At 30.8% G+C, this 14,718-nt stretch carries 19 protein-coding genes; 12 read left to right on the top strand and 7 right to left on the bottom strand.

All coding sequences use genetic code 11. From position 1 onward, the window contains the following. Positions 1-75: 75 nt before the first annotated feature. The 8 genes from NSQ92_RS24885 to NSQ92_RS24850 all read left to right on the top strand — a co-directional run bounded on the left by NSQ92_RS24885 (position 76) and on the right by NSQ92_RS24850 (position 5,296). Complete coding sequence (locus NSQ92_RS24885) at positions 76-531, top strand: hypothetical protein (RefSeq protein WP_341123829.1); 456 nt, start codon at positions 76-78, stop codon at positions 529-531. 417 nt (positions 532-948) lie between these two features. Next, entirely contained in the window at positions 949-1,794 is an 846-nt protein-coding gene (locus NSQ92_RS24880; protein WP_171510392.1) for a tyrosine-type recombinase/integrase, read from the top strand. Positions 1,795-1,952: 158 nt separating this feature from the next. After that, entirely contained in the window at positions 1,953-2,528 is a 576-nt protein-coding gene (locus tag NSQ92_RS24875) for a hypothetical protein (protein WP_047943199.1), read from the top strand. Continuing rightward, on the top strand, positions 2,525-3,187 hold the full coding sequence (locus tag NSQ92_RS24870; RefSeq protein ID WP_144545548.1) for a hypothetical protein: 663 nt from the start codon (positions 2,525-2,527) through the stop codon (positions 3,185-3,187). Before NSQ92_RS24875 ends, NSQ92_RS24870 begins: the two co-directional genes overlap by 4 nt. Further along, entirely contained in the window at positions 3,184-4,047 is an 864-nt protein-coding gene (locus tag NSQ92_RS24865; RefSeq protein WP_341123828.1) for a hypothetical protein, read from the top strand. Before NSQ92_RS24870 ends, NSQ92_RS24865 begins: the two co-directional genes overlap by 4 nt. A gap of 2 nt (positions 4,048-4,049) precedes the next feature. Further along, complete coding sequence (locus tag NSQ92_RS24860; protein WP_341123827.1) at positions 4,050-4,562, top strand: hypothetical protein; 513 nt, start codon at positions 4,050-4,052, stop codon at positions 4,560-4,562. 122 nt (positions 4,563-4,684) lie between these two features. Then, the gene (locus NSQ92_RS24855; protein WP_341118176.1) at positions 4,685-4,810 is read left to right on the top strand and encodes a hypothetical protein; all 126 of its coding nucleotides are present in this window, start codon (positions 4,685-4,687) and stop codon (positions 4,808-4,810) included. A gap of 117 nt (positions 4,811-4,927) precedes the next feature. Then, on the top strand, positions 4,928-5,296 hold the full coding sequence (locus NSQ92_RS24850) for a hypothetical protein (protein ID WP_341153310.1): 369 nt from the start codon (positions 4,928-4,930) through the stop codon (positions 5,294-5,296). 45 nt (positions 5,297-5,341) lie between these two features. Here NSQ92_RS24850 and NSQ92_RS24845 read toward each other — a convergent pair whose 3' ends face one another. From NSQ92_RS24845 to NSQ92_RS24815, 7 genes are read right to left on the bottom strand one after another with little or no spacing between them, the layout of a single operon-like run. Then, positions 5,342-6,190: a ThiF family adenylyltransferase gene (locus tag NSQ92_RS24845; RefSeq protein ID WP_341123825.1), complete on the bottom strand. Its 849-nt coding sequence runs from the start codon at positions 6,188-6,190 to the stop codon at positions 5,342-5,344. Continuing rightward, entirely contained in the window at positions 6,191-7,144 is a 954-nt protein-coding gene (locus NSQ92_RS24840) for a hypothetical protein (RefSeq protein ID WP_016204961.1), read from the bottom strand. A gap of 27 nt (positions 7,145-7,171) precedes the next feature. Beyond that, positions 7,172-7,885, bottom strand: coding sequence for a hypothetical protein (locus NSQ92_RS24835; RefSeq protein WP_341123823.1), 714 nt, complete (start codon positions 7,883-7,885; stop codon positions 7,172-7,174). Beyond that, the gene (locus tag NSQ92_RS24830) at positions 7,863-8,414 is read right to left on the bottom strand and encodes a hypothetical protein (protein WP_016204959.1); all 552 of its coding nucleotides are present in this window, start codon (positions 8,412-8,414) and stop codon (positions 7,863-7,865) included. Before NSQ92_RS24830 ends, NSQ92_RS24835 begins: the two co-directional genes overlap by 23 nt. Positions 8,415-8,427: 13 nt before the next feature. Beyond that, positions 8,428-8,772 (bottom strand): hypothetical protein, encoded by a 345-nt coding sequence (locus tag NSQ92_RS24825; protein ID WP_016204958.1) that lies wholly within the window; start codon positions 8,770-8,772, stop codon positions 8,428-8,430. Between the two features lie 51 nt (positions 8,773-8,823). Next, on the bottom strand, positions 8,824-9,963 hold the full coding sequence (dnaN, locus tag NSQ92_RS24820; RefSeq protein WP_341123822.1) for a DNA polymerase III subunit beta: 1,140 nt from the start codon (positions 9,961-9,963) through the stop codon (positions 8,824-8,826). A 56-nt stretch (positions 9,964-10,019) separates the two neighbouring features. Then, positions 10,020-11,003: a Rad52/Rad22 family DNA repair protein gene (locus NSQ92_RS24815; protein WP_144545533.1), complete on the bottom strand. Its 984-nt coding sequence runs from the start codon at positions 11,001-11,003 to the stop codon at positions 10,020-10,022. Between the two features lie 375 nt (positions 11,004-11,378). On the opposite strand from NSQ92_RS24815, the gene NSQ92_RS24810 reads away from it, so the two are divergent. The 4 genes from NSQ92_RS24810 to NSQ92_RS24795 all read left to right on the top strand — a co-directional run bounded on the left by NSQ92_RS24810 (position 11,379) and on the right by NSQ92_RS24795 (position 14,716). After that, a complete protein-coding gene (locus tag NSQ92_RS24810) occupies positions 11,379-11,618 on the top strand; it encodes a helix-turn-helix domain-containing protein (protein ID WP_040344260.1) in 240 nt (79 codons plus the stop codon). Beyond that, entirely contained in the window at positions 11,590-12,960 is a 1,371-nt protein-coding gene (locus tag NSQ92_RS24805) for a hypothetical protein (RefSeq protein ID WP_341123821.1), read from the top strand. Before NSQ92_RS24810 ends, NSQ92_RS24805 begins: the two co-directional genes overlap by 29 nt. 179 nt (positions 12,961-13,139) lie before the next feature. Further along, entirely contained in the window at positions 13,140-13,433 is a 294-nt protein-coding gene (locus NSQ92_RS24800; protein ID WP_016204952.1) for a DUF4258 domain-containing protein, read from the top strand. Positions 13,434-13,456: 23 nt separating this feature from the next. Next, positions 13,457-14,716, top strand: coding sequence for a DUF3854 domain-containing protein (locus tag NSQ92_RS24795; RefSeq protein ID WP_341123820.1), 1,260 nt, complete (start codon positions 13,457-13,459; stop codon positions 14,714-14,716). Positions 14,717-14,718: the final 2 nt, after the last annotated feature.

Genomic DNA, 14,718 nt, shown 5'->3' with positions numbered 1-14,718 from the left:
TATTTAATACCAAAAGTAGAATAAGTACATTGTAACTCACGGTTAAAAAAATATTAAAAAGGAGTGTTCTCAAAAATGAAAATTAAGAAACTAGTTCTGAGTGCTACTGCAGCAATAGCTATTGTAGGTGGTTCTGCTATTCCAACTTTTGCCGCATCAGGAAATACTGAAAGCCAACTAACTTCAGCAAGTAACGAACTATCTACCCCATATGTGAATTTAACTGCATATGCTGCAAATTCATCAAGTGTTACTATAAGTCCGCCTGAATGGAAAGCGGTGTCAGGAGCTGTGGTTGGTAAAGGTCAGTATGGTAAAATAAAGCTTTATTCAACTGGGGTTGCAGGTTTAGATGTGCAAGAAAAAATCGGTAATAACTGGGTAACTATGGGTGGTACTGGTTTAACCTTGTTCGAAGAGGGTGGCGAAGCTACGCTAGATTATTGGATGGAAAAAGGTAAGGAGTATAGGATAGAAATAATCTCAGGTACTGCGTCAAAAACAACTGGAACAATAAGAAATTCACTATAAAAATACACTCAATAGAATCAATTTTAAACCTATTTCCCTTATTTTGTATCAAAAACTAAGAAACCGTCTTGCTAAAAGCAAAAGACGGTTTCTTGGTTTTTTCAAGTCAAATTAAAAAGTCGTGCCGTATGGACCGACTTACTATTGTGTGTTCCATTTTTACTTTGGCGGATATCCCTTAATGACATGTTATCTTTTAATAATTACGTTAGAGTACATATATACTCTAAGCTTTTTTAAAATAAATAACCAATACACATCATTAATGGGTATTTCCCTTTTAAAAACGTTAGATTAAAATGACATATTACTATCCATAATTTATACTAAAATATACTAAGGACTAAGTAAATAAAATTCTCGAAGTAGAGATTATAAGTTGAAATTACTATATAGTTTTTAAAAGGGGGATAGAAGATGAAGTATGATGGTTTTATTTCGTTTTTAGAAGAAAAGAATTATAGTGAAACTACTATAGCGAGTTATGAACTTGTTTTAAATCAATTCTTCTCATTCCTAAGACAACTCTATAAAAAGAAAATAGAATTATATGAAATCAAATCTAAAGATATAAGAGACTATCTTTCAACTCAGGGAGATAATCAGAAGGCAATCTCCACAATTAATAAAGAGTTGGCCATTTTAAAATCCTACTTTGATTATTTATGGGAAAGAAACAAAGTACCTATTGATCCAGCAGCAAAAATAAAAAGACTAAAGGTACAAAAACACCTGGATATTAGTTTGTTTTATGAAGATTTACTTAAGGTAAAGGAACTTGTAATAGCAAATACCAATTATTCAGCAAAGCGAAAAGCATTGTTTATACTTGCTATGGAAGGATTAAAAGCCTCCGAATTTAAGTTTAAAAAGGATGATGTTTCTATAATCGATGATAGAATTAAGATTAATCTTTCCAATAGAGTCATTACATTGGATAACATTGATGCAAGTATTTTTCTTGAGTTTTATTATAATAATTTACTAAACGAGTCAGAGTATCTATTCACTTATACGGATTCAGTAAATAATAGAATAATACCTATTACTTTTATGGGAATACACTATCACTTAAAAAATATACAAAAGGATTATGATATTAATCAAAACCTGCAGTTAACAACTATTAGAAAAGCTCTGTGCTACTATTTATATATTAATAAAAAACTCGCAGTCCAACGTATAGCTTTGATTATGGGTATAGAAGAACAAACTGTATCTATCTATTTAAGTAAGTTAACGAAGAGTATGAAAAGCATCTAAAACTTAATTAGAATCATATTAATAATAGGTTGAAATATAATAACTTTATAGGCTATAATACATTTAAATAAATCATTCAATGGGAAGAACCCAGAATAAACAGTTCTATAAAAGAGCTGTTTATTCTGGGTTCTTTTTTTAGGGAGAGAAGTTGATTAATGGAAAGGGAAAACAGCTTTATTAACAAGGTTATTACTGCGTCCCTCTTAAGTGAAGGAGAAAAAGAAATACAATCAAGTTCGCGAAAACTTAAAGTTCCATTTAATAAGAAAAAAATTCTTTATTTATCTAACTTATTAGCAGAATACAAATTAGAAAATAGCGTGTCAGTGCAATTCAAAAAAGGAGAATTCACTATTCATAGTAATGCTTTAGGATTCTTCCTAAGCAATTGGTACATTAAAGACCATAAGATATTTAGTTATCGTGTTGATCCATCATTAATTGATAAGGAAGCTATCATAATTGCTGCTATTTTGTTTGGGGAACGAAAACAGGATTATATTAGCATACACTCCAGCATTCACAAGGATCATCTTAAAACTTTGTGCTTATGTATAAATAAAAACATCAATGTCCCAGTTTCTTTCCATGGGGATCGAATTAGAATTTTTAATGTTAAACAGTTCTTTATGAATGTTTTTAGAAATTCTTCGACTATTCATACAGCGGAACTTGTTGATTTTCTTACAGAACAAGAGAAAAAAGAAATAAAGGAAGGGAGTTTTTTATGAGATATAAACCATTTTACTCTTCACTTTTGATCTCAGGTTTTATCATACTCTCAGGTTGTAGTAATGATCCATTTGTTAAGGAAGCGAAAAAAATAAATGACACAAAGGATACACATGAAGAAACTGAAACTGATAGTAAATCCCAGGACTTAGAATCATTCTATAAGGATCAGGTACGGCCTTTAGATGAGGTTGTCGCTGAATTGGACGGTGAATCTGTCAAAATACTAGATAAGAAAGAAGTGGAAGTAAAATCTTCTTATGAAGATCCAGAGGAGTTTGCAAGGTATGCAGCCGATATCTTATACAAATTCCAATCTCTGCAAATTTCTTCTGAGGACTTCTATAACTTTATTTTAGACTATGGTAGTATTCAGACCGTTGAAGAATTACCACAAAAACAGGATGCCATAAATATTTTCAAATCAATACAAGATTCCTATTTACAAGCTAATGTCAAAGGGGAGTCTTATGATATTACAGTAGTAAACTTAGATAGATTTAAAAGACAGGGGTACTTTTATCGCAAAGTATTAAGTACAGAAGGAATTAATTATTTTATTACTTCTATTTATAAAGAAGATGGTGCTTGGAAATATATTACTGATGAGCCATCAGATCCTTTTTATGAAGAATCCCAAGGAGGAAAAGAAAAATGAAAACTTTAGAAGAAATTCAGCAAAAAACAGAGGAAATGTTGATGTTACACTATCAAACAAATGGAGAGTTTAACAAAGATTTTTTTCTTTTGAACCAATATGTGCGTATACACCTTGAACAATTTATGGACGCAGAGAAAATTAAGGAATATGAGAATCATCTATTTAAAGTATCAAAATCTCTTTTATTTAATGGATATTTTATTGGGATGGAAATATTAAACAATCTAGAAGAGATATTTAAAGATGATGAAATATTTGAACAAAGTAATGCCAACCTTAAACAACAAACTTTTGATATGCTCCGTCAGGTCTTAGGTGAAAGTGTAGAGGATACATTAATTACAGAACCACATAGAAAATTAACTGCAAAACTAGTAATAGAATATGAAAATATTCTTCCTACTTTATTGAACTATGCATTTTATACAACCGTTTTGGGTGTACAACTTGCCTTTCAAGATGAACGGGATAGAAGAGAAATAAGTTTACCGAATCAAAATAAAGAGGGAGGAATATTAGCGAATATAGAAGATACACACTTCCTTTTTCCAGATGTATTTATGAATATTTCAGTTGTAAATAACAATGTAGAGGTATGGACCATTACCCAATCATTCTGGAATGGTTTCGACAAGATAGGGGACATTTTTGTCATTAAAAATTCTATAGGTGACCTCTATTTAAATGTAACGATGAAAAACACTTTACCTCTCGTTCAAAGAAACATGATATTTAACCGTATTGAAGGGATGATAAAAGAAAAAGCAAAAACAGGTAAATTGTTTAAAACTATGACCGTTGGAGAAGAGTTCTTTGATACAAGTGAAGAAAACTTTGATGAACTTTTGGAGGAATGAAAATGAAAAAATTCAAGAGATTTAGGCAGGAAATCTCCAGTGAAAGTAAACTTCGATCTACTCAATATAACCAAAAAGAACCAATCAATTGGATGGATTTTATTTTTAGCAAAATAAATAGAAATAAGGAAATAAAAGCAAAAATTCGTAAAAATTTAGAAACATTTTCAATTGAAGAACTAAGAGAAATGGCTTCATCAGTTTTACTAAATGGCTTGATGTTTTTTAGGTCAACATCAGAAATTAATAGTGAAAGTATGAATAAAGATTTCATTGATTTTCAGTTAGCTGTAAATTGGCATTTAGCAGATTCTCTTCACAATGTACCTGAAGCAATGTATGCAGAGAATAATTTAAGAGGAGACAAACCATCTTTAATATACTATCTTTCTGAGTACTTTAACTTCTTGCATGTATTCGAACAATTAGAAGACAAACCAAACTTTTACTACTATAGAAAATATTACACGAACTTCCAAATAAAAGAGGAATGGAAATTACTTTATGAAAATTAAAAAACTAAACTAGAAGAAAGGGAAAGAAAACTGGAGCTGTGAATGCAACTCACAAACGTAGTGAGATATTTAGAAAGCTTGTTTAAAATTTTTGGATTTTTATTTAGCTTGGAGGGATATTAATGGCTATTTTCGATCGTTTGGTTATTTCTGCTTTAATTGGAGCAGTTGTTGGGATATTGTGGGGGAGTGGGGCATTATTACTTTATTTAGTTTATTTTTTGTTTGATAAAATGTTTTATTTATAAGGCGTAGCTGAGACCTGTTGGAAAATAAAAGAGGTAATCAATCAAGAATAATCTATTCCGAAAATTTCCAAAGAATTTTATTAAATGCGCCTGTATATTAGTGAAAAGAGGAAATGAATGATGGATACTAGAAATTTCTTAACTCCATTCTTTTGGGTGGTAGGGATACTCTCGCTAATAACTATGTGCTTTTATTTTTATGAAGGATATAAGTTCGAATCAACTAGCGTTAAATATAAGGTCGAGTTAGCCAGTAAATTTGCTAATAAAAAAACAGTAATGGAACTTGATCCTGTAATGACAGCTGCAGGTGTACCAATCACAACATCAAAAGAAGAAATTAACTTATACTTTAAAATATTTGTTAATGAAAAGCCTTATGATATATTGGTGACAGAAAATGAATTTAATAACTACAAAGAAGGAGACAAAATTGATATATTGATAGGGTCTGGAAAAGCAAAGTTGGATAATAGCAAAGAGTAAAATAAAAAAGTAGCACAAACAAGTTCTATGTCTGTGCTACTTTTTTTATCCTAAAATCGGTTCACTCTTCATATAACCTCTTTTTGCATGATATAGAATCCTGTGAGTTGATAGACTTTTAGTTTCAAATATTTCATTCAGTACAGTAATTACAGATATAGCACTATAACGATTAGTTATTAATCTCTGAGGATTGGATGCAGCTAGTTCCTGACAACTTAATTGAGAAGGAGCTATTTCATCATTGTCCTCTAAAATATCTGGATATAACGTACCTATTGGTTCTGGAAGTATTTTCCAATCAGACTTGAAACCACAAACCATTTGTCCAGTGAAACCTGAATCTTTATATTCTTCCAATTCCTCTTTCGTCCAGGACTCAATTGGTCTATTTCTGTGATCCTTTGGTAAGATAACATTTTCATTGCCTACATCAAAATATAGTAGGGTCTGAGCGGTGTTAAAATACTCATGGAATATCTTTCTTGAATAGTTATTATCAACACAAGAAATAAGAATAGGGACTATTCTATAGTTATATGGAATTCTTTCATAATTGAGTTGGAACAATGTGTCTATTGTTTTAGTGTCTTCTACATAACCTCCAGTGTAAGTGGCTATGTCTAGTTGATAAGCAGCACGATACCTTTTAGCTAAGACATCTGCTTTATTTTTACCTACATCTTTTGCTAAGCATAGTTGGTTATTTCTATTTTTTTCTTCATAAATATCTGGTTCAGCAATTATTAACTTTGCCGATATCTCAAACATACTTAACATTTGGCACAATTGCTGAATAACAATTCCTCCAGTACCTCCTGCGCCTATAACTAGAATCTGATAATATACTTCACTTTGATAAGAGCGGCTTAAATCTATAGAAATAGGTTGCATCTATTCAACCTCCACTACAGTTAGATCATAGCCATTTACCTTTTGTTTAGTTGTCAATGTAAATTCAAATACTTTGCTACTATCTATAATAATATGTTCATTTAATTCTTTATTGAATGTACGAACTAGCACATCAGGGAATAATCCATTAATATTACCAATAATGGCATATAAAATAGGAGCACGCTGGTTGTCATCGTCTATTTTGGACGGTGTAGGACTTAAAATATGATGTGAATGTATTTCCATTACCTTTGAATACCTTCTCTCTATGAGTTTAAGAGCGGTCTCTTGTGCCTCTTCTGTAATAGTGACTAAATATCTGCTAACTCTTTGGGAAGGAATATCCATAAAAAATTCCTCAGTGTCATGATCAAAGTAAATATTAGCAAATACTTCAGTACCGTGATTATCTGAAAAGTACTTAGCAATATGGATAAAATCTAATAAGATTTGAAATGGAATCTTCTTTTTTTGTTGTTTTAAAGAAGAGTCCTCGAAAGAGAACTCTTTATTATCCATGCTGCCATTTTTCTTTGCTTGCATAATAGGAATAACCACATCTTGTTTTTCTACATATACCAAGGTGGTATATTTAGGTACTAAGATTGGAAAGTCTTTTTCTAATTTCTTTCTAAGTTGTTCTTCACTAATAGGTTTATATTCAATTTCTCCATCCTCAGACGTTTTTTTAGATGGAAGTCCTCTTTCAATTTCGTCCTTGGAGAAATAATTAGTAACTGGATATTCATTCATCCCAAACCGAATAATGGTTTTACTTGTTAATTTAAAGTTATCTTTCTTATTTGTTGAACTCTTTGTAGAACTAGAATTAGTATCAGTCTTTAGCTTTGGTTTATTTTCCTTTATATCATTCATTTTATTAAGGTCAACTTTTTTAGTCTCCACTTCAATATCAAATAGTGAAAAGATATCATCCTGTTTTATTGTCATTTTCAATTCCTCCATATTGTATTTTTATTATAGATTCTCTAAAATTTGAATTTTCGAATGTGGTAATAAGATTTCATCATCAAATTGTTTATTTTCATATTTTTCAAATAATGATGCCACACTTAAATTAGTAGTTGTTTTTGCTCCATAATCTTCTCCAAAAGGTGCCTGCAAAAACAATAAATGCAAACTGTTTAATTGATAGATGTCATCTATTTCAGGAAAAGTATTTCCTCCCATGCAAACATGACCGTCTAAAGATACATGTGAAAAGGGGAAAAGAAATACTTCCGTATCTTTTGTCAAAAATTTGGAGCCTTTAACAGCAACAATGTTTTTCAATTTTACTTTTTTCTCCATTACTTCATATAAGAAGATTAGTCTTGGTAGTCCAACCTGTTTAAATAGTGTTTTTCCATACCGCATATCAAGTTGTTGTTTTGGTACCTCTATATATACTAGTTGATGCTTTGCTAATTCATTAATCCAAACATGTTTCACGCAATTTTTTGGAAGAATTGGAGTTTGAGAATCAATTATGTAATCCTCTATACTTTCTTGAAGAATACTAAAAAGATTAGGGAGGGTAATGTTATATAATCCCTCTATCATTCTTCCATTTAACTTAATCATTTGATCTAATGAATCTAAAGTATTATTGAAATCAGAAGTGATTTGTAACACTTCGACTTGTGCATTTAAGTGCTGTGGTTCATCACTAAGCCGAAAGATAATGTCCATTTTGTTGTTCCTCCAGTTTTTCGTAAATATTATTAGTCTCATCAGCCACCTCTATTAAAGCTGATAATAATTCATGATAAAATCCATCAAAAATGAATCCAATAATAATCCCCAAAGACTCCTCTACAAATGCTTCACATTCTAAATCAATGTGATTCAAAGTTGACTTAATAAAGGCTATATACTCATCTTTTTGACTAGAAAGTAGTATTTTTTCCACTTTAAAGCTATTCAACACTATATACCATTCTGCTTTTGGGTTGATTACACTCTCGATTTGTTTAGCAAGTGAGATTTCTTCTGGATCATCCGTATAAACTGTTGCGTGTTTTGTATCAAAACCTAAATCATTCATACCTCGCATTAAAAAATCGTATCCAGGATTAGACATAAAACCTACTTCTACTCGATAGTTACCGTATCCACTTACATCCACATTAGCGTCATGGAGAATCTTTAACATTAATAAGTTAGAAATTGAATAGTCATAACTTGCTTTAGACTCTGCATCCATCAAAATTGATGTCATTTTCTTCACCTCTCTAAATAAAATCATCCTCATACCAATATATTTTTTTGCTTTCTTGACTCCAACGGACAAAAAATTCTTGGGTTTGCAAATAAGAGGACCACATATTATTTTTTATATTTTCATAGTCTTCTTCAGAAAAATCATCCGTATATTCATCCGATGGTAAATAATAGAATTCATCGAAGGCAAGAATTGCTTCATCATAGGTAAATGAATTGAAATTAATACTATCTGTTTCAGAATGGTTAATAACTATATCCATAAAGTAGGCCATTCCTGCTTCCGATGAATTTGGTTTAACAATAGTATTTTTATTTTTAATTTCCTGTGAGAGTTTCCTCATATTTATTTTCATAAATCCTCCAATAGAAAAAGAAGAAAGGAGAGCCTTTCTTCTAACATTTTGTTATTTATTTCTCACCGGAAGAATCAATTGTATTTCCTCATGAGAAGAATCACAAGGTGTTAATAAAAATGGACGCATAGAACCTTGGTATTTAAAGGACACATACTCTGATTCCATTGCTTTTAATGTATCGATCATATAATTATTATTAAAGGCAATATCAAAATTATCTTCACCTTCTAAACTTTCATAATCGATTTCAATTTTTCCGCTTCCAGTTTGCGCTTGATATGTTGATAAAGTCGCAACTCCATTTACATGGAGTTTAACGATTCCTTTAGTCTCATTATCTGCTGCATTAGTCAAACCACTAATCATTTCAAAGCCTTCCAAAAATTCTTTTCTGCTTATTTTCATTTCAGCAAGATGCTCTTTTGGAATTAAGCGGCTTACATCTGGATAAGTTCCTTCTAATAGACGGCAATAAAAAGTGAGATTATTATTTTGTAAAATAAGCATTCGATCATTTTCACAAAACACAGTAACTTTCTCACTTAAATCAAAGGACTTCAAACTTTCCAATATTGATTTTGCTGGGATAATAATCTTCCTGGACTCCTTATGAGATTCTGTGACGTCAATAACGCCTAAACGGTGAGAATCCGTACAGACAAGTCGTAGCTTATCTTCTGTAATTTCAAAACAAATTCCTTGTAGAACTGGTCTAGCATCAGAACTTGAAGCTGCATACCCTGTTTTTTTGATAAATGAATTAAATTCGGTTCCTTTAATAGACAGAGTTGGCTCTATACCATCAAATCTAGGTAATTTAGGATACTCTTCTGCCTTAAAAACTGATAGTTTAAATTCACTCTTTTTTTTCTTCCCATGTTTTATTACTAATTGCGTATCATCTAACGAAATGCTTAATTCGGTTTTAACTTTCTTAGCAATTTCATATAACTGATAGGGAACAACTACCTTACCTTCTTTATTAATAAGTATTGACTCATCTTCGAATAAAACTGGTAATTCATAACGAATAGTAGTGTTTAAATCAGATCCAATAACGATTATCTTATCTGACTTAACTTCTAAATAAAAACCTTGTAGTATTGGATTTGATGTTTTAGTTTTTACTAATTTCTCTACTTTTGATAGGACCTCTAATAAACTTTCTTTATTAATAATAAATTCCATGTAATTTCCTCCTAAAAAAGGTTAAAAAAATAACACAAAAATATTTTTGTGTTTGTTTACGCTGTTTGATGTTCAAACATATTATTTTTTATATCACCTTCAATAAATCCATTGATTTCTTTAATGTCTTCTCTGTTCAAACGTAGTAAACAAGAATGAAGATTATCGATCCTCTCTTGTGGTTTTAAAATCCTCACATAATTTAATACATTCTCAACTGGTATTTTATAATGAATACTCATTTTAACTAAGTCACTTACGGGTTTTAAGGTTTCATAGTATTTAATTAACTCTTTGTCAGTAGCCTTTTCCTTAATATCTTTTATTTCAACACAATCAGATTTAGTATCAGAATTTATATGATGAAATAACTCCATTGCTGCTCTTGGTTTAAGCTTGATTTTATTTATAAATTCGGTGATAGAAATAAAATAAGAATTCCTATTGAAGGTGTTATTTCCAGTCTTCTTATCAATTTCTCTTTTTTTATTGTTATTATCGCTAGTACTAGTTGTTTCATTGTTTTTTCCTTGTTTTTGCTCATCAGGTGGTAAAGCCCAATCAGGTAAACACGGTGGTTCATAATAACCCACTACTTTGTTTTTTTTATCATTCAAGTAGATAGAATTATTACTTTTAGTTTCAGAAACTTGAACATATATCGGCTCTAATTTGTATAAATAACGCCCAATACCAAACTGTACAGCAGCTCGCTTCATCGCATTCGATAAACCACCCTTAAAGGCTTCAAAATTAGAAGGTTCAGAACCATCCGATTTGGTAATCCATTGGCCATTAATATAACAACTAAGTTCACAAATTATACCACCGGAGAATTCTACGTATGAGTTTTTCCAGCCGCCAATACCAAATACTTCATCTAGTCTATTTTGAATAGCTCTGTTATTCACGTAAGCTACTACAAAAGCATAAGCTCCGTTGTTACCTTTGTTACTTGTTTGAACTTTCCATTCTATATCATTTTGTGAGAATGGTTGTCTTAATTTGTTAAGAATTTCTTCTGTAGATTGCGTCGTCATTTTTTTCTCTCCCTTTCTTAGAATAATTTATAACTCTTTTACATCGATAAACATAAAAAAGCCTTTGGAGAGATAGGGAAAGAATAGCAAAATGCTATTCTTAAAATCTATCAACCCAAAGGCTGTATGTTTATTTTAGAAACCGCAAATCCAAAAGGATCGCCACAAAATTAAAAATATAAAAAAGTTATAATTAAATTATACATTTTGTCTCCAACTGTAACAACTATTAAATAATTCATTCTATATATTTTTTAAAGTCTATGATATACTCTATTTAGATTAATAGTAAACATGAAAGCGATAACCGCTAGTATCCTCTTATCTAAGGGGATATTAGCGGTTTTTTTTATTTTTTGGAAAGAAGGGGAAAAAATGATGAGAAATTTAAACCAAATTTGTATTGAAGATGATGTTGAAAGACTTATTATTTTGAGGAAACGATTGAAGTTAAATCAATTTCAATTCGCGAAAGAGATAGGAATCAGTAGCAGCTATTTAAGAAAAGTGGAAAGCAGAACAATTCCTTTTCCATTTAAATTCCGAAAAAAAATTGATGAATACTTAAAACAGGAGCATTTAATCTATGAAAAAGGTTCTAACCTCTATAAGTGATGAACAGATCATCGGGGCAATACAATCAAATGATGTAGAAATTGTATTCTATGATTCTAACTTCATTAACCATGAAGAAGAAAATTACATCTTTAATTTGTTAATTATTACTTCAGATGAAATAAACAATCAGTTCTTTACGACTCTTAAAGTCCATGATATTTACATTTTGGGTAATTCAAATGACAATAAAGCAAATGGGAGAAACATGTATTTCTTTGAGAATGAGGATTCGCTCAGAAAGGCTCTATTCATCTGGCCAAAAAAAGTAAAAAATAGTCAAGATAAAGATATTAGTACTTCTGAGAATACACTCAATATGGAGGTTCAAGTTGACCAGGGATCTTTACATACTTCAATTACAGGAGAAGCAAAAGAAAATAAAATAATAGACTCCATTGAAACTGTTGATTGTAACAATGCACCACCGGTGAGTATTAAAGATGATTTCCCATCAACGGAATATCCTATTAACATTAGTCATTTCAGTACAAATAAAATTGAAGCTATGAGAAAGCAATATGTATACAAAGGAAAACAATACCCACAAAACAAAACGATTGCTGTATGGTCTCCACTTCATCGTATAGGAGTATCGAGTTTTATTCTAAACTTTGCAATATACCTTCAAGAACAAAAAATACAAACAGCTGTTATAGAGGCAATGCAACCTCCAAAATTATCTAGTGTTTTGTCTAGATATGAACCAATGCCGGTTAATTTTCGTTCTTTTATAGAAGTGTTTCATTTAGAAGAATATGAACTTATGGAATTAGATTATCACAAAACAAATTGGCAATATATGGGAGTTTTATGGTTACCTATTGGAGAAAAAGATTATGTTTATAACTGGACTGAGGACTTTTTAGAAGTGTATTTTCAATTTTTTCGATATCATGATGTAATTTTAACAGATTTGCCAAGTGGAAAGATGACAGAAGAAACAGAAAAAGTACTTAAAAATATTGATGAACTTTGGGTAATGGTAGACAATTCAATTGTAGATATTCTAATGTGGAAAAAGTATATTCACCAATTAAGAGAAAAACATGGAATATCGATGAAATTAATCTATAATCGTAGTTTTCCATTTAGTAAGATTAACTCTTTAGTGAATGGCCTCGAACTCCCCATAATAGGGACCATTCCGGATCTAACAGAAGAATATATTCGATTACAATATAAAAAGAAGCCTCTTATCTCATTTGATGAAGTAAGGGAAAAAGTAAAAGAGAATTATGAAAATCTTATTAAGGCGGGATTTCAATTGGATTCCATATCAAATTCAAAAAAATTTCCTCTCAAAACACTTATCAAAAAACTTTTCCAATCAAGAGGTTGAATAGAACTTAAATAAAGTGCTATGATAAATACATAAATTGTATATATTTTAGTATTTTGTTGCTTTCTTTTTGATAAGCGGTTTAATAATTAATAATAGCGGACTTTGGTTCGTAGTTTTGAGGAGTATTTCTGTCCTTTAACTACATACCAAAGTCTTTTTTTTTGGAGGTGAAGGAGATGAAATTACAAGAAGTAAAAAAAGTACTATTTAGTGGAAAAGGCAAAATTATAATCAGCATTCATACTATGCAGCGATTAGAGCAAAGAGGTTATACCAAAGCAGATATAGTTACTGCCATATTAAATGGAGAAATAGTGGAAAGGCAATCCATTTCAAAAGTTGCAGTACTTGGAAGAGATACTGACGATAATCCAGTGGTAGTAGTAATTGCAAAAGTATCAAATCATCAATTTAAGATTGTTACAACTATGCCACCAATTGATCGTAGTAGATTTAAATATTGTATTTAACAAGACGAAAGAGGAGGATAAGTATGAATTCCTTATATAGAAAAACAAAAGTAAAAGGGTTTTATGAATATTATCGTACTCCTTGTCCCATTTGTGGCAAAACAGGAGCATGCATGACCAATGAAGATAATAGCAAAGTAGTATGCATTCGAGTAGAAAGCGATATTCAGTTTTCAAAAAACTCCGCGTTAATTAGTTACTTGCATGTATTAAAAGAAGATAATAGAAATAAAGTGAATGTTAAGGGAATGGCTGAAGAAGTAAATGGATTTCCCAAAAAGGACCGTATCACACTAGATACCATCTATCATGCGCTTTTAGATAATCTAGTTTTAGATGATTTTCATTATAATCATTTAACTTCAAATGAACGGAAATTGAGTGATGAACAAATAACTATCAGAAATTATAAATCATTCCCTGATAAGCCTTGGAATATTGTAAAGGCCATTAGCAATGATTTAGGGATAAATGATTTTCAAGGAATACCAGGGTTCTATTTTCAAAATGGTTATTGGAGTATAGCAGGAATGAAAGGAATTCTCATTCCTTACAGAAACCAATATAACCAAATCGAAGGCTTTCAATATAGAATTGATAACCCACCGAATATAGTGGAAGTTAAACTTAATGGGAAAGAATTTCAGGCTAAAGTAATCGAACAGCCAAATGTTGTAGAAGTAAAATATAAAGGAAATATCATATTTCAAGGCGAGGTTCCTCTACAAAAGGAATGGACTACTATTACAGATAATAATGAGTTATTGGGATGGATTAGAGTTAAAAAAGCGAATAGATATTACTGGTTAAGTTCTGCCAATAAACCTAATGGGACAGGTTCTGGTAATCCAGCACCTATTCATGTATCAATTCCTAGTACAAAGTTAAAAAAATGGGTTCCTGGTACTCTTTATAAAGCTAAAACCGTGTGGCTTGGTGAAGGAGCTTTAAAAGGAGATATAGCAGTTGACTTAATGGCTAATCTATATGATCCATTAGAGATAGATCAAATTGGAGATACTTTCATTAGTCTTCCTGGTGTAGGAGCATGGAGGTTAGCAATCCCCGTATTAAAAGAGATGGGGGTTCAAACTGTTAATATTTGTTTCGATGCAGATGCTATTGAGAATGTATATGTAAAAAAACATCTATTGGAGTGTGCAAAGGAATTAAAAAAACAAAAATTTCATGCTAATTTAATTGTTTGGAAAGAATCGGATGGAAAAGGGATTGATGATTTATTATTAAACAATAAAATCCCTAACATTAAAAGGATTTATTGATG

It is taken from the genome of Niallia sp. FSL M8-0099 (genome assembly GCF_038006945.1).
Taxonomy (GTDB): domain Bacteria; phylum Bacillota; class Bacilli; order Bacillales; family Cytobacillaceae; genus Niallia; species Niallia circulans.
This window is presented reverse-complemented; position numbering and strand designations above follow the sequence as displayed.